The following is a 20,520-nucleotide window of genomic DNA, read 5'->3' on the forward strand; positions in this document are numbered from 1 at the left end:
CATTTAGTCTATAAGCAACAAAGTTTATGAAAAAAGCAAAACAATAAAAAAGTCTGCCCGAATATGAGCAGACTTTCTATCATCAGTTATTAATATATTTTTCAAAAACTTCGCCGAAATCTTTAATATGATACTGCTCGCGGACAGAAGTCATCCAAGTAAAGCCAAAATCGGTCAGGTCTCTGTATGTATCAGAGAGTTTATTGTTGTCTGTTCTGGAGTTTTGAAGGATGTTTACGGCTTTATCAAGACTGCTTGATGCCATATCTATGTATATAGCATTTTCATGTGTGATTTCAGCAATGCGAAGAAGAGATTTATATAAGTCTTTCAGCTGTTCAATTTGATCTTTTCTTACATCAATATCAAACCTTTGGCTGCCGAGGCTGAATTTTATTTCTACATCCATATCGATTTTACCGGCTGTTTCCAGCAGCACATCTGAAAATTTATACTGTGCGTAAGGATAGCGTTTAAGTGTTCTTTTAGAAGAGACGGCATTTGCCCCGTCTACGTGAATAAAAGAAAGATTTGTAAAGCAATATTCATCTGCCTTTGTCTTAATTAAAAAATAGATCTTCTCATTATCCTCGTGCATCACATAATCATCTGCATCTGTTTTGTCATAATCAGCCGGACTAATAATCGTACCAATATCGGATAACCCTAATGCCTCTGAAGCTAGTTTTTTAAACATGGCTTTTTCATCCTTCCTTGTTTTGCATCTCCCTAATTTTAACAAGAGTTCATAAGATTGAAAACTCTTTTCTTTGCTTGTAAGGAAAGGCTTTTTTTAAATAAAAAATGAGACAAGCGCCAATTTATTGAGCAAAAAGTTACACTCATTTTTCCTCTGCATATCTTATAAAATAGGAACGGAAACTGGACAGTAGGCGGTCAAACGATGAGCAATAAGGAGAAAGCGGTATTTGGAGCGTGGATCCAGGCAATTGGAACAGTGACTGCGGCTGTTGGAAGCACACCCTCAAAAGTGCTCACAGATCAGCAGCTTGAAAACTTAAATTTATGGGGGAATGTTCTGCAGGGGACCGGCAATGCAATCCTTGCAGATACAATTGACTCATTTAACTTAAACAAAATCGGCAATATGATTCAGGCAATTGGGAACTCAACAGTTGTCACAGGAATTATCATAGATTTCAGCGAACGCACTCAGACACTTCTTGATGTTCAAGGCAATCTCCTTCAGGCGACAGGAGGGGGTTTAGGCATTGCTTATTCATTAGAGCAGGAGAAGTCGATCGAACAGCTGTACAGTATATACGGCAATCTTCTTCAGGCAATAGGAAATTCCCTGCAGGCTATTGCAGGCGGTATGCAGCTTCGGAATGAAGATCCCGGAAACATCAACACAGTCGGAAGCTGGATTCAGGCAATTGGGTCCATTATCTCAGCCATTGGAGAAACGAAATACTGAATACCTTCTAAGGAAAGAAGGGCAGCGTCAATTTTAGACACTGCCCTTTCTTTATTATTTACTCACCTTTTGTCGTAGGAAGATTTCCGTTTTCCCATGATGTGTATCCGCCTTTTATATTGATGGCATTCTTAAACCCTTTCGCCTGCAATAGTAAAAACATTTGTAAAAATACCCTATATAGTATTTAATGAAAAGAGAAGCCATTAATGGAGTGAGTGTATTGAAAAAAACAGTCAGTTCAAATTACATACAGCAGCATCTTGCGAACGAAAGAACCTACCTTGCCTGGATCAGAACCTCTATTGCCATTATCGGTATTGGTTTTTTGATGACGAACATCCATTTCACCTTTTTGTCTAAGCTCTCTTCTCTTGCAGACACCATTACAATGGGCACTGGAATCGTTTCGATCATCTCAGGAATAGCGATTGTCCTCTTTTCTACATATGACTATTTGAAAAAAATGAAGCAGATTGATAGCCAGACGTTTGAGCCGTCGAAGAATATTGTTATTTTTCTCTCGTTTATTATCTTACTATTCATTTTGGGCTTTGCCTTTTATTTTATGATTATTATTTAGCCTAAAAAGCAGCGGAATGATATCCGCTGCTTTTCTTATAAAATGTCCATCCAAATCTTCACTGCAGTAGCAAAAATCAGGACCGCGAGGATGATTTGAAGCACTTTCGAATTTACTTTTTTTCCTGCAATCGCTCCAAGAGGAGAAGCAATTAAACTTGCCACAACCATGATGAGCGCAGGGTAGTAGTCAACCTGTCCCGTGGTGATTTTCCCGACTGTTGCACCAATCGATGATATGAATGTGATGGCGAGAGACGACGCAATCGTCATGCGTGTAGGAATTTTCAGTACTACCAGCATAATCGGCACCAATAAGAATGCTCCGGCTGCACCTACAATCCCAGACCCGACCCCTACGATTAATGCAAGGACAGCTGCAAGCCATTTATTAAAGGTAACCTGATCAAGAGGAATATCATCGATCCCCTTTTTAGGTATAAACATCATAATAGCCGCAATTAGTGCGAGGATCCCATAGATGAGGTTGATTCCCTCCTCAGACATCGTCTTCGAACCGAATCCTCCGATAAAGCTTCCAATCAGAATGCTTGCACCCATATAAATGATCAGCGTTTTATTTAAGTATCCGCCTTTTCTGTAGGCCCACACCCCGCCTATAGTGGCAAAGAAAACTTGAACCGCACTGATGCCTGATACCTCATGTGCGCTGAAAGCTGCTAAACCAAACAACGGCGGTATATAAAGAAGCATCGGATATTTGATGATGGAACCGCCAATTCCGAGCATCCCGGAAATGTAAGAACCGATAAAACCGATTAAGAAAATGGTTATGATAAATGCAAAATCCATGGTTATACCTCCTAATAAGAGAAGGGAACCCTGCATGGTTCCCTTCTTTTTATCCTTTTTGAATCCAGAACTTGAATACCTTGTTTTCTTCTTCGTGTTTTACAACTTCATGTCCTCCTGATTTTGCCCATGCAGCGAGGTCATTTTTAGCCCCTTTATCTGTTGCATGAATTTCAAGCACCTGACCGCTTTTAAGGTCATTCATTGCTTTCTTTGTTTTCACGATCGGCATCGGACATGCAAGTCCTTTTGCATCTAATACTTTTGCTGTTTCCATGTCTAAATTCCTCCTATTTGTTTGAATTAGCGTACTGCACAGCGATTTGGACCAATTTCCATTTCACGCTGTTTTTCCTCATCAGGATTGATTTTCCCCATGTTTGTTTCACGGATTTCCTGATAAGCATTTGGCTGAGGCGGTAAATTCTCAGTAACAAGCTTTCTGAATTCGTTTTCGTCTTCAATGTTTAAACCGTGGTTCTTTGCAAACAGGACACCCAATTTTTCAGAAACACTGCCATCATCATTCAGTTCATCAATGATCATAAAGTGTGCCGGAAGGACGATTAACTCTTCAGATAACTCTTTATAACGTGTATAAAGACTTTCTCTCAAATCACCCACCCAGTCTTCTGCCATGCCAGCAAGATCAGGTCTTCCAATTGAATCAATGAATAGGATATCTCCTGAAAGCAGGAACTTCTCATCAATCACAAATGATGTCGATCCGATCGTGTGGCCAGGAGAATACAAAGCATGAATGTTAATTGTTGTACTTCCGATTGTGACATCTGTTCCGCCTTCTAACGGCTTGTATTCAAATGTAACTTCTCCTGCATCTTTAGGAGGCAGCCAGTAAGCTGCATTCGTTTTTTCAGAGATGATTCTGCCGCCTGAAATATGATCGGCATGAAGATGCGTGTCAAATACATGCTTGATTTCTGCACCCTTTTCCCTTGCAAATTCAAGGTAAATATCTGTCATACGCGTTGAATCGATAATTGCTGCTTCATTATTTGAGATAATCATATAAGAGAGACAGCCTTTACCGATGCGCACGAATTGATAAATTTCGCCGCCATCTTTTAAATCTCCAACTTTTACAGGCTCTAAATGCTCACTCCATGCTTTCATTCCGCCTTTTAGATAAGATACAGACAGCCCTTCCTCTGCAAGCATCTCGCCTACCATAATGGATGATCCTTCTTTAGCACACACAACTAACACTTCTTGATCTGCAGGAATGCTGCCCATAATTTCTTCTACGCCATCAAGCAAATCAAAATAAGGGACATTCAGATAGCTGAAGTTTTCACCTTCGATTTTCCAATCCCGAAAATCACTTTCGTTGCGCACATCCAATATAAACAAGGATTCTTTGTTAAACACTTTTTTTGTTACTTCTTTTGTAGTCATAGCTTGTAAAGTCATTTTCACTTTACCCCCTAAGGTATATTTTTGATTAAAAAAATTTGCGCTTAAATATTTTCCGTTTTTCCAGACCATTCGCTCATGCCCGGCACAACGTTTACCACGTTCGTGAAACCATTGTCAGCAAGCTTTTGAGCGGCAAAATCACTTCTGCTTCCTGTACGGCATACTACGTAGATTTCATCTTCTTTATTTAACTCGCCCAAACGGTCTTCAAGTTCTCCAAGCGGAATAGAGACCGCATTTGGAATGTGATTAAAAGCATATTCTGCTGCTTCACGCACATCCAGCACGACAATGTTCCCTGCTGCAAGCTTCTGTTCAAGTTCTTCATTGCTGCTAACATTTGGATAATTTCTTTCAGCCGTTTCTTCGCCTGATGATTTTCTTAAATAGTGCTTTAAAACGTCTCCATCTTCAATCGTTCCTATATACTGGTGGCCTGAACTTCCTGCCCATGCCTTCAAGTCAGCCTTTGATCCTTTATCTGTTGCCAGAACCTCTAGAACCTGGCCTGCGTCTAAATCCTTCATTGCTTTTTTCGTTTTTACGATTGGCATTGGACATGCAAGTCCTTTTGCATCTAAAGTGATATCTGTTTTTAATGAGTTCATGAATAATTCCTCCTATTTACCTAATGGGGTATATTTTGAAGTAAAAAAATTTATTCGGTTTTTCCATTCCAAATACCGCCAGTCATATTAATAACCTTAAAACCTTGGCCTTCAAGGAATTGTGCGGCTCGTCCGCTTCTTCCTCCAGAACGGCAGACCATTGTGTATTCCTTTGATTTATCAAGCTCATGCATACGGAATTCTAAAAGGCCTAAAGGAATGTTTACTGCTCCAGGAATTTTACCTGACGCTACTTCATCCGCTTCACGCACATCAATGACATTTAAAGGATCTAAAGTAGTTTCAACTTCTTTTGCAGTCAATTGTTTCATGTTCATTTCCTCCTTAACTCCAGGCGTTCATTCCGCCTTTTACGTTTGTTACCTCTTTAAATCCTAACTTTTTCAGTGTTTTGCTTGCTTTTTGGCTTCTCATTCCGCTTTGGCAGATGACGATAACCTCTTTATCCTTTGAGAGCTGGTTTGCTTTTTGTGTTAATTGGTGGATAGGAATATTTGTGAAACCTTTTAGATGATTCCCTTTAAACTCCTCTGGTGTACGCACATCAATAAGCTGTTTGTTTCTATTTTTCAATTCGATTTTCAGCTGCTCAACTGATATTGATTTGATTCCTTTAGCAGGAATAAAACGTTTAATGATGAAAAGAAGCAGCAGACCAATCAGAATATAATTAACGATCTCCAAGCATGTTCACGCCTTTCTGGATTAATCTTAGATAAACAGATTGACATTGCCGTCTTCTGCATCTGCTAAATAAGCAGCAACACCTGCATACTCAATATTGTCCAAAAGCTCTTTTTCCTGAAGTCCAAGCAGATCCATAGTCATTGTACAAGCAACAAGCTTAATGTCCTGTTCCTGCGCCATTTCAATTAGCTGCGGAAGCGGAATGGCATTGTGTTTTTTCATGACGTCTTTAATCATCTTAGGACCCATTCCGGCAAAGTTCATTTTTGAAAGCCCCATTTTATCTGCGCCTCTTGGCATCATTTTGCCGAACATTTTCTCCATGAAGCCTTTTTTAACTGTAATAGGTTCATCTTTTCGAAGAGCATTTAACCCCCAGAATGTGTGAAAGATTGTTACTTCATGGTCGTAAGCGGCTGCACCATTTGCAATAATATAAGCTGCCATTGCTTTATCATAATCTCCGCTGAATAGAACGATTGTTGTTTTTTTAGTTTCAGTCATGTTGTTTTTCCTCCTTGATTATCCTTTTTTTATATAAAAAACAAAAACATTGTCTTCTTCTTTCATATCAACCATTTCGTTGCCTGTAGAAGCAGCCCATGCCGTTAAATCATTTTTGGCGCCTTTGTCTGTTGTAAGGACTTCTAAGATTTGGCCTGTTTCAAGTTCATTCATTGCTTTTTTTGTTTTGACGATCGGCATCGGACATGCTAATCCTTTTGCATCTAAAACCTTATCGATATTCATTTCTTCTTCCTCCCTTACGTAATTACCTTTACCCCTATGGGTATAATACTAGTTAAAAATAAAGAGGGTGTCAACCCTTTTATTTTATCTGCTTCGCACAAGCAGATTCACCGCTTCTTTTACAAGTTCTTCTGTGTTTTCGCCTTCCTCATTTGCTGCACGGACGCATTCAACCAAGTTAGAGCTGACGACTACTCCAATTGTACGGTCAATGGCTGTTCTAGTGGCAGAAAGCTGTGTAATCACATCTTTACAGTCTTTTTCCTCTTCCATCATACGCAAAATGCCTCTTAACTGGCCTTCAATCCGTTTCACCCGGTTTTTCATTTGATCGTTGTACTCCATATTGACTCTCCTTTCACTTATGCTGATTTCATCTCGCAATCGTACATCCAGTGACCTGAAATCCTTTTTGCTTCAGAACGCGGATGCCAAAATTTCTTTGCCTTTTATCCGATGCAATCACATGGATATTCTTATGCTGGATTTCCATGTAGTATCTGTTTAAATAAGCAATCGGAATATTCATCGCACCAGGAATCGGATCTTTATATGACTCATTGTAGTCTCTTAAGTCTACAACATCTATTTTGCCCAATTCCAGCTCGGGCATATTGCTGCAGCGGATTCCCCGTACCGGAAAATACCGATTATATATAAAGATAAATGTAAGTACTATTATACTTGTAATAAAATAAATCATCTATACCCTCCAAATTTCCTTGATGAAGGAATTGATGTGAACAAGACTCATATTATACCCATTAGGGTATTTTGTCAACTGTATTGATTTATTTTTACCTTTAGAAATAAATTCCTGTAAAATGAACTTTTTGTTGCTTAAATAACTCTTATAAGTAAGAGTGGTGAAGAGATGAATGCAGGACGATTAGTGAGAAAGGCTAACTAACTCCTTTTCCGCAGAATACATCTTTGATCATGCTCTTGTTTTGGACAATTGTTGCGATGGTTTTACATAAGAAGGGCGGTATATCAAAGTGTAGGAAAAAGCCAGAATCGCGATGATTCTGGCTTTTTAACAGGTTTTTATTCAGCTGTTGAATGTAAGGTTACCTGCATCCCGTCAGGAGCAGTCAATGAGTAGATTTTTTCACCATTCTCAATCATTGGACCATCTAGCCTTACCCCTTTAGCGGACGCAAACTGAGCAAACTCATCTGCATCATCAACGATGAGCTGCAGCATGATTTTCAAAAAAGTCTGCAATATCCATACTATGCTCAGAGACTGAAACATATCGATAGCCTATAACTTTCATTTTTTGTATCCTCCTGAAATTCCCAATTCAATTCCATATTAACACTTTTGAGATTGATAACAAACTTTTCAGAGAAACCAAAAACGGACCTGCCTCATTGGCAAGTCCGTTATTTATATCGTATAGTAATTAGTCACCAAATATGTATGGTGGAGACGGTGGGAGTCGAACCCACGTCCAGAAACATCGCCACTAAAGCGTCTACGAGTGTAGTTGATATATTCGCGATTCGCTAACTCTTATGCCTATCAACGGGCGTCGGAGCAGCTAGTCTGATTGGTCTCTTCCTTTATCCCCAGACGGAGGCATCAGGCGTAGCCCACTTAGAGTGAGTCCCTTACCCTACCACATGGGCGATGGAGGGAGGAACCGCTATAGTCTGTTATTAAGCAGCTAAAGCGAAGTTGTTGTTAGTTTTGCCAGTTATTATTGGCGTGACGTTTTAACGAGGACGATCCCCTCGACTCGCAACTAAAGCTCGAACTATCCCTGTCGAATCCGTAACGTCCCCATGATAATAAGTTCTGCATGGAAGTTAATCCAGCTTCACTATGGGAAGTCCCTTAAAGGGAAACGGAAACGCTCATGAAAAATCAGAGCGAATATGAAATTTTGGTTTGTCTTACAAATTCTATTATATCAGATAGAGACAAGAAATCAATTGTAAGTTAATGTAAATTAATTGTCTTTCTGCCGATCGCGGAAAGCGCGTTCCACTTCTCGTTTTGCTTCTTTTTTCTTTAGATCTTCACGTTTGTCATATTTCTTTTTACCCCGTCCTAAACCAATTAAAACTTTTGCAAACCCATTTTTCAAGTAAATTTTTAATGGGACAAGCGCATAACCTTCTTCTTTGGTCAGTCCGATGAGCTTGCTGATTTCCTTGCGGTGAAGCAATAGCTTTCTGGTTCTTAGCGGCTCATGGTTGTGACGGTTGCCTTGTTCGTACGGTGAAATATGCATGTTATGAAGGAATACTTCTCCCTGCTGCACTCTCGCAAAAGAATCCTTTAAGTTCACGCGTCCTGCACGTATCGCTTTGATTTCCGTTCCCTGCAAAACAATGCCTGTTTCATATGTTTCTTCAATTGCATAATCATGATTTGCTTTTTTGTTTTGAGCCAAGACTTTGCCTGTTCCTTTTGGCATGCTGCATCCCCCATCTCTCTCTTTGGCGATAGCCTCTATTTTATCAAAATATGAATGGAAAAGGAAGCCTGAGAGGCTCCCATCCTTCACGTTTTCTATTCAGCATACTAAAGCTTAACGTTTTTTCTTTTTCACTTTTCGTTTGCTTGCAGGAGCATTTTGAAAAGATTTTTTCTTCTTCTTCTTTTTGTTCGGGTTTTGATTGCTCCAGCCATCATCAACACTGCCGCTTCGCTCTGCAGGTGCCTTTCTGTCATCTGATGATTTCCTTCTGCCTCTGCCCTCTTTAGCACCGCTTCGTTTCCCGCGGTCTCCTTTAATCACTTTAGGAGCATCATTCGGCTGACGGCGTCTTGTCCCTTTCATCCCGACGATTTCAAAATCAACAGCGCGTTCATCTTTGTTTACATTGACTACGCGTACTGTAATCTCGTCACCAATGCGGTAGACAGTTCCTGTCCGTTCGCCGATCATCGCGTAATTGCGCTCATCATAACGGTAATAATCGTCGGTCAGATAGCTGACGTGTACGAGGCCTTCGATTGTATTAGGAAGCTCAACGAACATTCCGAAGTTTGTTACTGAGCTGATAATGCCGTCATATTCTTCCCCGACTTTATCAAGCATGTATTCTGTTTTCTTAAGGTCATCTGTTTCACGCTCTGCATCAACTGCACGGCGCTCCATATTCGATGACTGATCCGCAATCATATCCATTTTTTCTGCCCATTTTGTTTTTGTTGCTTCATCCACCTTTCCTTCAATTAAGTAGGTGCGGATTAAGCGATGGACAATTAAATCCGGATAACGGCGGATCGGTGATGTGAAATGAGTATAGAACTCAGTCGAAAGGCCAAAATGCCCCAGACTTTCCGGATCGTACTTAGCCTGTTTCATCGATCTCAGCATGACCGTCGAGATGACCATTTCCTCAGGCTGTCCCGCTACATCATCAAGGATATCCTGCAGGGCACGAGGGTGAATCGTGTTTGCTGTTCCTTTTACAGAGTATCCAAAGTTAGTCACAAATTCTAGGAACCTCTGCAGCTTTTCAGCATTTGGTTCTTCATGGATACGGTAAATAAACGGAACCTTCATCCAGTGGAAATGCTCGGCAACCGTTTCGTTTGCAAGCAGCATAAATTCTTCAATCAGGCGTTCGGCGACTGTGCGCTCTCGTATTACTACGTCATAGGGCTTTCCTTCTTTATCAACAAGTACCTTTGCTTCTTTAAAATCAAAATCAATCGCTCCGCGAGTCATTCTTTTGTTGCGGAGAATTTGCGCAAGCTTCTCCATTCGCTGAAACATCGGCACAAGCGCTTCATATTTCTCAAGCAGTTCAGGTTTTTGATCGACCAGAATTTCCTTTACATCGGAATACGTCATGCGTTCAGTCGTTTTGATCACGCTTTGGAATATTTCGTGCTTTACGACTTCCCCTTGGCTGTTGATCTCCATCTCACAAGAAAGCGTCAGACGATCTACTTTAGGATTAAGAGAACAAATTCCGTTTGATAAACGGTGCGGAATCATCGGAATAACGCGGTCAACTAAATAAACGCTCGTTGCGCGCTCCAATGCTTCTTTATCAATTGGCGAGTTCTCTGTTACATAATGACTGACATCTGCAATATGAACGCCTAATTTGTAATTTCCGTTTTCAAGCTCTGTTACTGTAACCGCATCATCAAGATCTTTTGCATCCGCGCCGTCAATTGTGACAATGACTTCATTGCGTAGATCCCTGCGGTCCTTGATATCCTCTTCACTGATCGTTTCAGGAACATCATTTGCCTGTTCCAGAACCTCCACCGGGAAAGCCTGAGGCAGCCCATGCTTATGAATAACAGACAAGATATCAACGCCTGGATCATTTTTATGACCAAGAATCGCAATAACTTCGCCTTCTGCACTCATTCTTCCTTCTGGGTATGTTGTCAGATGAACGACCACTTTGTGTCCTTCAATCGCCCCATTTGAAGCTTTTTTAGGGATGAAAATATCATTTGGAATCTTTTTATCGTCAGGAATGACAAAACCGAAGTTTTTGCTTTCTGTATAGGTTCCGACAACCTCTTTCAGACCGCGCTCAACGATGCGGATGACTGTGCCTTCCTGCCTGCTTCCGCTGGATTCTGTGCTTACTCTGACCAGGACAGTATCTCCGTGCATGGCATTACCAAGCTCGCTTGGCGGAATAAACACATCTCCCTGATTTGGATCCTCTGTAATGACAAAGGCAAATCCTTTCGCATGTCCGCTGACTCTTCCGCGGATTAAATTCATTCGTTCAGGCAAACCATAGCGGTTGCTTCTTGTGCGCACAACCAGACCTTGTTCCTCCATCGTGACAAGAGCTTTTACAAACTCCTTGAATTCAGAAGAATCCTCAATTCCAAACGCTTCTTCAAGCTCCTGGACGGTTAAAGGCTTGTATGCCTCTTCTTTCATAAAAGAAAGCAGTTTATCAATATGTATCTTCATATTATTATCCATTTGCGTCCCTCCTTTTGGGATTATTGCCAATCAAGACTTTCTAAAAACTCATAAACATCTGCATGGAGCTGATCGCGCTCTTTATCCAGTGTGATGACATGTCCTGATTCTTCGTACCATTTTAAATGCTTATTATCAGATTCTACTTCGTTATAAATAATATTTGCACTATCTGTATTAATCATGTGGTCGTGTCTCGCTTGAGCGACAAATGCCGGCGAATAAACCATATCCACATTGTTCCTCACATCTGCAATCAGTTCCTGTAGAGCCCTCAGTGTATTCATCGGCGTTTTCTCAAATCGCTTCATTTCCTCTTCGATCTCTGCCTCTGATTTTCCTTCGAATTTCTTAAAGTTGCGGGCATACTCTAAAATACCCTTGTACATCACTTCTTCATTCTTGATATACATAGGGGCGCACATCGGAACAATACCCTTTACAGGTACAGTGTAACCCAATTTCACAGAAAACACACCGCCAAGGGATAACCCGGCAACTGCAATCGATTCATGGCCGCGCTCTTTCAGCAGATTATAGCCTTCCAAAACGTCCTTCCACCAATCTTCAGGACCAGTGTGCACAAGCTCTTCAGGCGGCACGCCATGGCCTTTGTATTGGGGGGCATGGCATGTATATCCTCTCTCATTTAAATAGCGTCCAAGCATCCTGACGTCAGCTGTGTTGCCCGTAAAACCGTGAAGCAGCAGAACGGCACGGTCTCCGCCTTCAAATATAAATGGTTTTGGCAAAACTCTCTTCATATTAAAAACTCCTTTTATGTAAGCATCTATTTATAAGGTTCCATCATCTGTTTCTATTTAAACAAACGTTTGATTAAAGGGCAAAAATGTTGATTCGGCAAGGGATTCTGGATAAATGACAAAAGGGAGTCTGATAAGAATCAGACCCCCGTTCGATCAATGTCATGTATTAAAATCCGGCGTATGACACCGCAATCGTCAATAAGAAGAAAAGTACAGACAATACGACTGTCGCACGATGAAGAACCAAATCCATTCCGCGTGCTTTTTGTTTTCCGAAAAGCTGTTCAGCTCCTCCGGAGATAGCACCTGATAAACCAGCACTTTTGCCTGACTGAAGTAAAACAACAGTAATAAGAGCAATACTTACGATTACAAGTAATGTGATTAATAAAATGTGCATGGACGACACCTCCTAGAACCCGGTTAGCATTATTTTCAATTTACCATATTGGTGGTCAAATGTCACTATCATTCGATCGTTTGTCCAATCTTTATTCTTAGCATTCCGAAACAATTCTTTTGAGGGAAAAGCTTCCTTTATGATATGCTACTTAGATAGTTTTGCAGAAAGAAGGGAAAACCTTGAAAAACACACGCATCTATCTTATCTTGATCGGTGTTATGCTCATTTGGGGACTGAATGTGCCTTTACTCAAAATCATTGTTGATAGCTTTATGCCCGTTACAGTAACAGCCGTACGAATTTTCACAGCAAGTATTTGTGTACTGATTATCTTATCTTTTTTAAAACTTTTCCGCAAACCGACTCTTAAGGAAACCATGTATATTGCAGGGGGCGGCGTGCTGAACGTTGTGTGTCATCATTATTTCCTTTCTGTAGGACTTACAATGACTACTTCTACAAATGGCGGTTTAATACTCGGCCTCGGTCCTATGCTTACAGCTATCTTATCGATTCTCTTTCTTAATCAAAGACTGACCATCATCCGTTTTACAGGATTTGTGCTGGGACTTACAGGAGTAGGATTTACCATTTTAGCAGGAAGCAAAGGCATCAGCAATATGAATACAGGAGATATCTACATCTTCATCTCCATTTTTACACAGGCCTGCAGCTTCATTATTATAAAAAAAGCGTGCCGAACGCTCGATCCTCGCTTAATGACAGGCTATATGCTGTTCTTTGGATCTCTTGTTTTATTTATCATCAGTCTGATCACAGAGCCTGGAGGAATTGAGAGCCTGTTTCACGGAACGCCTGCAGTCTGGGGAGTCTTTTTCACCTCTGCCATTCTTGCGACAGCGATTGGACACATGACCTATAACTTTGCCATCGGAATGGTTGGTCCGGCCGAAACATCAATCTTTATGAATTTAAGTACATTCTTTGCACTCGCTGGATCGGCTCTGATCCTGCATGAGGCCATTTACCCGTCGCATTTAATAGGGCTCTTGTTTATTGTATCCGGGGTTATTTTGGGCTCAGGAGCGTATGAGGAGTTTCGGTACCGGCACCGTCATCATAAGAATGAAGCATCTTCCTCCGGGTGAGGGAGGTGCTTTTTTTGCAGACACAATTTGATTTTTGTGATTTGCGTGATGGATGGGTTGGTTTTATTATGGGGCAAAGGAGGTGATTTGAATAATTTTAAAAGAGAGATGTGAATCTGCGGAACTGAGAACATATAGAAGTTTGAATGCACGAATGGAGTTAGCGGGAGCAGACCAGAAACTCTTCCAATACCTTGAAAGCGGCTACGAGGGAGAGAAGATCTTTGATGGGTGGATAGAGCCCGCAGGAGATGGGCTTATTTTAAATGATCTCCTCTTTGTCACAGGCGGAAGCCACTATCAAATGGATTCCTTATACATTGCTCCGCAAAAAATCTATCTCTTTGAAGTGAAAAACCTGTCAGGAGACCATTCCACTGAAAAAGAAGAATGGATGTCCTGCGCCACAAAATCAGAGATCCAAAATCCCATTTTGCAGCTTAAAAGATGCGAATCTCTGCTCAGGAGGCAGCTTCAAATTTTAAAATGTTCACTGCCGGTGGAAGCCTATGTGGTATTTGTAAACCCTGAATTTCACTTGTATCATGCTCCTCTACACTCCCCACTGATCTTCCCATCTCAATGGAATCGTTTTTCTCAAAGGCTTAAAAATGTCCGTTTATCCAATGGGTTTCACTCGAAGCTTGCGGAGAAGCTTTTGTCACTTCATGTGGAAAAATCCCCATATGAACGGCGTCCTGAGTTTAAATATGAGGACTTGCGGAAGGGGATTGTATGCGGGGGCTGCGGGAGGCTGGGGATGGAGGTTTTTAGTAAGACTCAGTTGATATGTGAAAGATGCAGGCATATGGAAAGGTATAAAAACAGCATTTTGAGAAGTGTGGAGGAGTTTCGTTTGTTGTTTCCTGAAAAAAAGATAACATCTGAACAAATACACAATTGGTGCGGAAATATAAAAAATAGCAGATCCATTCAAAAAATACTAAAAGAGAATTTTGTAAAAGTTGGTCTTGCAAGGGGCAATCATTATGAAGAGGTAAAATAACCTGTTTTGTGCTGTTAACTCCGGTTTAGCGCACTTTCGGTGGAACGGTCTCCTCACTTTGTGCTGTTAACTCCGGTTTAGCGCACTTTCGGTGGAGCGGTCTCCTCACTTTATGCTGTTAACTCCGGTTTAGTGCACTTTCGGTGGAGCGGTCTCATCACTTTGTGCTGTTAACTCCGGTTTAGCGGACTTTCGGTGGAGCGGCCTCCTCACTTTGTGCTGGTAACTCCGGTTTAGTGCACTTTCGGTGGAGCGGCCTCCTCACTTTGTGCTGGTAACTCCGGTTTAGTGCACTTTCGGTGGAGCGGTCTCCTCACTTTGTGCTGTTAACTCCTGTTTAGTGTACTTCCGGTGAAGCGGTCTCCTCTCTTTGTGCTGTTAACTCCGGTTTAGTGTACTTCCGGTGAAGCGGTCTCCTCACTTTGTGCTGTTAACTCCGGTTTAGCGCACTTTCGGTGGAGCGGTCTCCTCACTTTGTGCTGTTAACTCCTGTTTAGTGTACTTCCGGTGGAGCTGTCTCCTCACTTTGTGCTGTTAACTCCGGTTTAGCGCACTTTCTGTGGAGCGGTCTCCTCACTTTGTGCTGTTAACTCCGGTTTAGCGCACTTCCTGCAGATCTGCATTTCCACTTTGTGCTGCAAACTAGGGTTTAGTGCACTTCCTAAAGATCACCACTTGCACTTTGTGCTGTAAACATGGGTTTAACGCACTTCCTAGAGATCTCCACTTGCACTTTGTGCTGTTAACTCCGGTTTAGCGCACTTCCCAAAGATCTCCACTTGCACTTTGTGCTGTTATCCCAGGTTTAGCACACTTCCTGCAGAGCGACATTTTCACTTTATGCTGTTAACTAACCATCAACAATGCGTAACACCACCCGTACCCACACAAAAAAAACCGCCCGGAATCAAAATCCCGGGCGGTTTCTTATTCATTCATTATTTTTTAATGTTGTAGAAAGTGTGGATTCCATCGTAACGAGCTGTGTCACCTAGCTGATCTTCGATGCGAAGAAGCTGGTTGTATTTTGCAACACGGTCAGTACGTGACGGGGCACCAGTTTTGATTTGGCCAGCGTTAGTTGCTACAGCGATGTCAGCAATTGTGCTGTCTTCTGTTTCACCAGAACGGTGAGAGATTACAGCTGTGTAGCCAGCGCGTTTAGCCATTTCGATCGCATCAAATGTTTCAGTTAATGTACCGATTTGGTTCACTTTGATAAGGATTGAGTTGCTGATTCCTTTTTCAATACCTTCAGCAAGCTTCTTAGTGTTTGTAACGAATAGGTCGTCACCAACTAATTGAACTTTGTCGCCAAGGCGCTCAGTTAATAGTTTGTGGCCTTCCCAGTCGTTTTCATCCAATCCGTCTTCGATTGAGATGATTGGGTATTTAGAAACTAGATCTTCGTAGAAGTCTACCATTTCAGCAGATGTTTTTACAACACCTTCGCCTGATAAGTGGTATTTGCCGTCTTCTTTGTTGAAGATTTCAGAAGCTGCAACGTCCATAGCAAGTTTTACTTGCTCGCCAGGTTTGTAGCCGGCTTTTTCGATTGCTTCGATGATTGTTTGAAGAGCTTCTTCGTTAGATCCAAGGTTTGGAGCGAATCCGCCTTCGTCACCTACAGCTGTGTTAAGGCCTTTGCCTTGAAGAACTGATTTCAGGCTGTGGAAGATTTCAGCACCCATGCGAAGTGCTTCGTGGAAATCTTCTGCTCCAACCGGCATAACCATGAATTCTTGAATGTCAACGTTGTTATCAGCATGCTCTCCGCCGTTGATGATGTTCATCATAGGTACTGGCAATGTTTTAGCGTTGAATCCGCCAAGGTATTGGTAAAGTGGAAGACCTAGGAATTCAGCTGCTGCACGAGCTGCTGCCATAGATACGCCAAGGATTGCGTTCGCACCTAATTTACCTTTGTTTTCCATGCCGTCAAGCTCGATTAGAAGGTGATCGATTGCAACTTGCTCAGTTACGTCGAAACCTAATAATTCAGGAGCGATTACTTCGTTTACGTTTTTAACAGCGTTCAATACGCCTTTTCCAAGGTAACGGGATTTGTCGCCGTCACGCAGTTCTACTGCTTCGTATTCACCAGTAGATGCGCCAGATGGAACCAATGCACGGCCCATAGCACCTGTTTCTGTGTGTACTTCTACTTCAACTGTCGGGTTACCGCGTGAGTCTAATACTTCGCGAGCAAATACATCAACAATATATGGCATAATTTATTTCTCTCCTTTTAAATGGTTATTTTTTAAGTAATGATTTACCTGTCATTTCTTTCGGAAGGTCTACTCCAAGCAAGTCGAGCATGGTTGGCGCTAAGTCGCCAAGAATTCCATCTTCTCTTAAGCCTGCAACTTCCTTTGTTACGATTACAGGAACTGGATTTGTTGTATGTGCTGTCATTGGTGTACCTTCTAAGGTTGTCACTTCATCAGCATTTCCATGGTCCGCTGTAATAATAGCTGTTCCGCCTTTTGCAAGAATCGCATCAACGATTTTGCCAAGACATTCATCAACTGTTTCAATCGCTTTAATCGTTGGTTCAAGCATGCCTGAATGTCCAACCATATCTGGGTTGGCGAAATTCAGAATGATCGCGTTATGCTTGTCCGCTTCGATTTCGCCAAGCAACGCGTCCGTTACTTCGTAGGCACTCATCTCAGGCTTCAAGTCATAGGTTGCGACTTTTGGTGAATCAATCAGGATGCGTTCTTCACCAGGGAATTCCGCTTCACGTCCGCCGCTCATGAAGAATGTTACATGCGGGTATTTTTCCGTCTCAGCAATCCGAAGCTGGGTTAAACCGTTTTGCGAAAGAACTTCACCTAGTGTGTTATCCAAGTTCGTTGCTTTAAATGCAACATACCCGTCAACAGTTTCACTAAAATGAGTCAAACATACAAAATGCAGGTTTTTCGGATGCTTTGGTCCACGGTCAAATGAACGGAAGTCTTCGTTTGTAAATGTGTTTGAAATCTGAATTGCGCGATCCGGGCGGAAATTGTAGAAAATAACCGCATCGTTTTCGCTGATTGTTGCAACAGGAGAGCCGTCTTCTTTTGTCATAACAGAAGGAAGAACGAACTCGTCGTGGATTCCATTTTTATATGAATCCTCCACTAAGTCAAGCGGATTCGTATAAGCTGGGCCCTCGCCGTATACCATTGCGCGGTACGCTTTTTCAACACGATCCCAGCGCTTGTCCCGGTCCATAGAGTAATAACGGCCTGAGAGGGTTGCAATTGCACCAACACCATACTCTTCAATTTTTTCGTTCAATTGCTTAATATATCCTTCTGCTGTTTGCGGACCAACATCACGTCCGTCAAGGAAGCCATGGATATAAACATTTTTGACGCCTTCTTCTTTTGCCAGTCTGAGCAAAGCAAAAAGGTGATTAATATGGCTATGGACGCCTCCATCAGAAAGCAATCCAAAAACATGAAGGTTTGTGCCGTTTTCTTTCACGTGATTCATTGCTGAAAGGAAGGTTTCATTTTTCTCAAATTGACCTTCACGGATGGCTACGTTCACGCGCGTCAAGCTTTGATAAACGATGCGGCCGGCACCGATGTTTAAATGCCCGACCTCTGAATTCCCCATCTGTCCTTCTGGCAGGCCGACTGCTTCGCCGCTTGCCGTTAAAGTAGCGTGAGGATACTGATTCCAGTATCGGTCAAAGTTTGGTTTTTTTGCATGAACAACCGCATTACCCTTCTCTTCGCTGCGAAGTGCAAACCCGTCAAGGATAATTAAGGCTACCGGTTTCTTACTCATGTTTTCCTGCCTCCAAAAGCTGTAAGAAAGATTGAGGCTCAAGACTTGCTCCGCCGACTAAAGCGCCGTCGATGTCAGACTCAGCCATGTATTCTTTGATGTTTTCAGGCTTTACGCTGCCGCCATATTGAATGCGGACTGCTTCAGCCACTTCTTTTGAAAATTTCTCTGCCACAACTGAACGGATGTGTGAACAAACGTCATTTGCATCTTTTGCAGAAGAAGATTTGCCAGTGCCGATTGCCCAGATTGGCTCATAAGCGATGACAACTTCTTTTAATTGCTCGTCTGTTAAACCAGCAAGTGCTTTCGTTACTTGATCTCCTACAAGATCATTTGTTTTGCCTGCTTCACGCTCTTCAAGCGTTTCGCCGCAGCATACGATCGGCACTAGACCATGTTTGAAAGCAGCAGCCGTCTTTTTGTTAACTGTTTCATCTGTTTCAGCAAACATTTCACGACGCTCCGAGTGACCAAGGATCACGTAGCTTACGCCTAGATCTTTAAGTGCCACAGGACTTGTTTCGCCTGTATATGCACCGTTTTCTTCGAAATGCATGTTTTGGGCGCCGATTTTGACATCTGTTCCTTTAGAAGCCTCTACAAGGCGGTCTAAAAAGAGTGCAGGTGCACAAACTACAGCATCAACTTTGTCAGCAGAAGGAACTAAACCTTTTACTTCTTCGATGAATGCTGCTGCTTCGCCCATTACTTTGTTCATTTTCCAGTTACCAGCGATAATTGGCTTTCTCATCACGCACACCGTCCTTAACACACAAGAATTTATTTAGGCTCTTTTACAATCATGGCTGCATGCAATGGAAAAACCATCAGATTGGTGCACACAGCCTCTATTTTGTTAAAGAACTTATTTATCGTTTAAAGCGACAACTCCTGGAAGCTCTTTGCCTTCCATGAATTCAAGAGATGCTCCGCCGCCTGTTGAAATGTGATCCATTTTGTCTGCCATGTTGAATTTTTCAACTGCAGCAGCAGAATCTCCTCCGCCGATGACTGTGTATGTATCTTTTGCTTCTGAAAGTGCTACAGCCACAGATTTTGTACCCTCTGCAAATGCATCTAATTCAAATACGCCAAGCGGTCCGTTCCAGATCACAAGCTTTGAATTCTTAATAACATCTGCATAGATTTCACGGGATTTCGGACCTGCATCTAAGCCTTCCCAATCACTTGGAATGCTGTCGATCGGCACAACTTTAATGTTTGCATCATTTGAAAAATCATCCGCGACAACTACGTCAACAGGCATGTAGAAGTTAACGCCATTTTTCTTCGCTTTATCCATGAACGATTTAGCAAGCTCAACTTTATCTTCTTCAAGAAGAGATTTTCCAACCTCGTGGCCCAATGCTTTAATGAATGTGTAAGCAAGTCCGCCGCCGATGATGATGTTGTCTACTTTATCTAAGAGGTGATCGATGACACCGATTTTGTCTTTTACTTTAGCTCCGCCGATAATTGCTGTGAACGGACGCTCCGGGTTTGATAATGCTTTGCCCAATACTTCTAATTCTTTTTCCAAAAGGAATCCTGCTACAGCCGGAATGTGGTCTGCAATGCCTGCAGTTGAAGCGTGTGCACGGTGTGCTGCTCCGAATGCGTCATTTACATAGACATCAGCAAGCTCAGCGAATGCTTTTGCAAGCTCAGGATCATTTTTCTCTTCACCAGGGTAGAAACGAACGTTTTCTAATAGAAGTACGTCGCCTTCCTGCATTTTAGAGATTTCAGCTTTTACAGAGTCGCCATAAGCTTCGTCTGCTTTCGCTACATTTTTGCCAAGTAATTCTTGAAGACGCTCTGCAACTGCGTTTAAGCGAAGCTCCTCAACAACTTGTCCTTTTGGACGGCCTAAATGGCTTGCTAATAGAACCTTTGCACCTTGCTCTGTTAAGTACTGAATTGTAGGTATTGCTGCACGAATGCGTGTGTCATCTGTTACTTGGCCATCTTTCATCGGCACGTTGAAATCAACACGGCAGAAGACAACTTTCCCTTTTACCTCGATGTCTTTTACTGACTTTTTGTTCATCTTCAGGAATTCCTCCTTTAATTGGAATGGTTTGGCATACAAAGCAAAAGGGAGGGGGCCTGTATTCCCCTTCCCCTTTGCACTCATTATAACCTTAGTTTTGGTTGTAATCCAAGTCTCGGGAGAC

General features: G+C 42.1%; 24 protein-coding genes and 1 other RNA gene. 4 read left to right on the forward strand and 21 right to left on the reverse strand.

Translation table 11 applies throughout. From position 1 onward, the window contains the following. Positions 1 to 82: 82 nt before the first annotated feature. On the reverse strand, positions 83 to 697 hold the full coding sequence (locus tag E2R53_RS15435) for a PH domain-containing protein (RefSeq protein ID WP_133312630.1): 615 nt from the start codon (positions 695 to 697) through the stop codon (positions 83 to 85). Positions 698 to 904: 207 nt separating this feature from the next. On the opposite strand from E2R53_RS15435, the gene E2R53_RS15440 reads away from it, so the two are divergent. Continuing rightward, a complete protein-coding gene (locus tag E2R53_RS15440) occupies positions 905 to 1,438 on the forward strand; it encodes a DUF6944 family repetitive protein (RefSeq protein ID WP_133312631.1) in 534 nt (177 codons plus the stop codon). 214 nt (positions 1,439 to 1,652) lie between these two features. Next, positions 1,653 to 2,021, forward strand: coding sequence for a YidH family protein (locus E2R53_RS15445; RefSeq protein ID WP_353653481.1), 369 nt, complete (start codon positions 1,653 to 1,655; stop codon positions 2,019 to 2,021). A 35-nt stretch (positions 2,022 to 2,056) separates the two neighbouring features. Here E2R53_RS15445 and E2R53_RS15450 read toward each other — a convergent pair whose 3' ends face one another. The 16 genes from E2R53_RS15450 to secG all read right to left on the reverse strand — a co-directional run bounded on the left by E2R53_RS15450 (position 2,057) and on the right by secG (position 12,430). After that, positions 2,057 to 2,833 carry a sulfite exporter TauE/SafE family protein gene (locus E2R53_RS15450; RefSeq protein WP_133312633.1) on the reverse strand — a complete coding sequence of 259 codons (777 nt, stop codon included), beginning with the start codon at positions 2,831 to 2,833 and terminating at the stop codon, positions 2,057 to 2,059. Between the two features lie 49 nt (positions 2,834 to 2,882). Beyond that, positions 2,883 to 3,110, reverse strand: coding sequence for a sulfurtransferase TusA family protein (locus E2R53_RS15455; protein WP_133312634.1), 228 nt, complete (start codon positions 3,108 to 3,110; stop codon positions 2,883 to 2,885). A 26-nt stretch (positions 3,111 to 3,136) separates the two neighbouring features. After that, the gene (locus tag E2R53_RS15460) at positions 3,137 to 4,264 is read right to left on the reverse strand and encodes an MBL fold metallo-hydrolase (protein ID WP_133312635.1); all 1,128 of its coding nucleotides are present in this window, start codon (positions 4,262 to 4,264) and stop codon (positions 3,137 to 3,139) included. A gap of 47 nt (positions 4,265 to 4,311) precedes the next feature. After that, positions 4,312 to 4,878, reverse strand: a complete 567-nt coding sequence (locus E2R53_RS15465) for a sulfurtransferase TusA family protein (RefSeq protein WP_133312636.1) — start codon at positions 4,876 to 4,878, stop codon at positions 4,312 to 4,314. Between the two features lie 50 nt (positions 4,879 to 4,928). Then, positions 4,929 to 5,210 (reverse strand): rhodanese-like domain-containing protein, encoded by a 282-nt coding sequence (locus tag E2R53_RS15470; protein ID WP_133312637.1) that lies wholly within the window; start codon positions 5,208 to 5,210, stop codon positions 4,929 to 4,931. A 13-nt stretch (positions 5,211 to 5,223) separates the two neighbouring features. Continuing rightward, positions 5,224 to 5,583, reverse strand: a complete 360-nt coding sequence (locus E2R53_RS15475) for a rhodanese-like domain-containing protein (protein ID WP_133312638.1) — start codon at positions 5,581 to 5,583, stop codon at positions 5,224 to 5,226. 27 nt (positions 5,584 to 5,610) lie between these two features. Next, complete coding sequence (locus E2R53_RS15480) at positions 5,611 to 6,090, reverse strand: DsrE/DsrF/DrsH-like family protein (RefSeq protein ID WP_133312639.1); 480 nt, start codon at positions 6,088 to 6,090, stop codon at positions 5,611 to 5,613. A gap of 18 nt (positions 6,091 to 6,108) precedes the next feature. Further along, a complete protein-coding gene (locus tag E2R53_RS15485) occupies positions 6,109 to 6,336 on the reverse strand; it encodes a sulfurtransferase TusA family protein (protein WP_133312640.1) in 228 nt (75 codons plus the stop codon). An 84-nt stretch (positions 6,337 to 6,420) separates the two neighbouring features. Further along, positions 6,421 to 6,681 (reverse strand): metal-sensitive transcriptional regulator, encoded by a 261-nt coding sequence (locus E2R53_RS15490; protein ID WP_070874466.1) that lies wholly within the window; start codon positions 6,679 to 6,681, stop codon positions 6,421 to 6,423. Between the two features lie 28 nt (positions 6,682 to 6,709). Next, entirely contained in the window at positions 6,710 to 7,039 is a 330-nt protein-coding gene (locus E2R53_RS15495; RefSeq protein ID WP_133312641.1) for a hypothetical protein, read from the reverse strand. A gap of 344 nt (positions 7,040 to 7,383) precedes the next feature. After that, positions 7,384 to 7,551, reverse strand: a complete 168-nt coding sequence (locus E2R53_RS23335; protein ID WP_165971006.1) for a hypothetical protein — start codon at positions 7,549 to 7,551, stop codon at positions 7,384 to 7,386. A 211-nt stretch (positions 7,552 to 7,762) separates the two neighbouring features. Next, positions 7,763 to 8,126: a transfer-messenger RNA gene (ssrA, locus tag E2R53_RS15500) on the reverse strand. Positions 8,127 to 8,293: 167 nt separating this feature from the next. Further along, on the reverse strand, positions 8,294 to 8,764 hold the full coding sequence (gene smpB, locus E2R53_RS15505) for an SsrA-binding protein SmpB (RefSeq protein ID WP_133312642.1): 471 nt from the start codon (positions 8,762 to 8,764) through the stop codon (positions 8,294 to 8,296). Between the two features lie 114 nt (positions 8,765 to 8,878). After that, the gene (gene rnr / locus E2R53_RS15510) at positions 8,879 to 11,263 is read right to left on the reverse strand and encodes a ribonuclease R (RefSeq protein WP_133312643.1); all 2,385 of its coding nucleotides are present in this window, start codon (positions 11,261 to 11,263) and stop codon (positions 8,879 to 8,881) included. Positions 11,264 to 11,283: 20 nt separating this feature from the next. Next, positions 11,284 to 12,027 carry an alpha/beta hydrolase gene (locus E2R53_RS15515; protein WP_133312644.1) on the reverse strand — a complete coding sequence of 248 codons (744 nt, stop codon included), beginning with the start codon at positions 12,025 to 12,027 and terminating at the stop codon, positions 11,284 to 11,286. Positions 12,028 to 12,196: 169 nt separating this feature from the next. Continuing rightward, complete coding sequence (secG, locus tag E2R53_RS15520; RefSeq protein ID WP_133312645.1) at positions 12,197 to 12,430, reverse strand: preprotein translocase subunit SecG; 234 nt, start codon at positions 12,428 to 12,430, stop codon at positions 12,197 to 12,199. Positions 12,431 to 12,612: 182 nt separating this feature from the next. Here secG and E2R53_RS15525 point away from each other — a divergent pair, with 182 nt between their 5' ends. Beyond that, positions 12,613 to 13,542: a DMT family transporter gene (locus E2R53_RS15525; protein WP_133312646.1), complete on the forward strand. Its 930-nt coding sequence runs from the start codon at positions 12,613 to 12,615 to the stop codon at positions 13,540 to 13,542. A 154-nt stretch (positions 13,543 to 13,696) separates the two neighbouring features. Beyond that, positions 13,697 to 14,548 carry a nuclease-related domain-containing protein gene (locus tag E2R53_RS15530; RefSeq protein WP_133312647.1) on the forward strand — a complete coding sequence of 284 codons (852 nt, stop codon included), beginning with the start codon at positions 13,697 to 13,699 and terminating at the stop codon, positions 14,546 to 14,548. 938 nt (positions 14,549 to 15,486) lie between these two features. Here the strand turns inward: E2R53_RS15530 and eno are convergent. From eno to E2R53_RS15550, 4 genes are all read right to left on the reverse strand, one after another. Next, positions 15,487 to 16,779, reverse strand: coding sequence for a phosphopyruvate hydratase (eno, locus tag E2R53_RS15535; RefSeq protein WP_070878081.1), 1,293 nt, complete (start codon positions 16,777 to 16,779; stop codon positions 15,487 to 15,489). A 25-nt stretch (positions 16,780 to 16,804) separates the two neighbouring features. Next, a complete protein-coding gene (gene gpmI, locus E2R53_RS15540; RefSeq protein ID WP_133312648.1) occupies positions 16,805 to 18,340 on the reverse strand; it encodes a 2,3-bisphosphoglycerate-independent phosphoglycerate mutase in 1,536 nt (511 codons plus the stop codon). Then, positions 18,333 to 19,094 (reverse strand): triose-phosphate isomerase, encoded by a 762-nt coding sequence (gene tpiA, locus E2R53_RS15545; RefSeq protein WP_133312649.1) that lies wholly within the window; start codon positions 19,092 to 19,094, stop codon positions 18,333 to 18,335. The genes gpmI and tpiA overlap by 8 nt, the downstream gene beginning before the upstream one ends. A gap of 114 nt (positions 19,095 to 19,208) precedes the next feature. Then, positions 19,209 to 20,393, reverse strand: coding sequence for a phosphoglycerate kinase (locus tag E2R53_RS15550; RefSeq protein WP_133312650.1), 1,185 nt, complete (start codon positions 20,391 to 20,393; stop codon positions 19,209 to 19,211). Positions 20,394 to 20,520: the final 127 nt, after the last annotated feature.

Origin of the sequence: Peribacillus frigoritolerans (assembly GCF_004358755.1) — a bacterium.
Lineage (GTDB): Bacteria > Bacillota > Bacilli > Bacillales > Bacillaceae > Bacillus_P.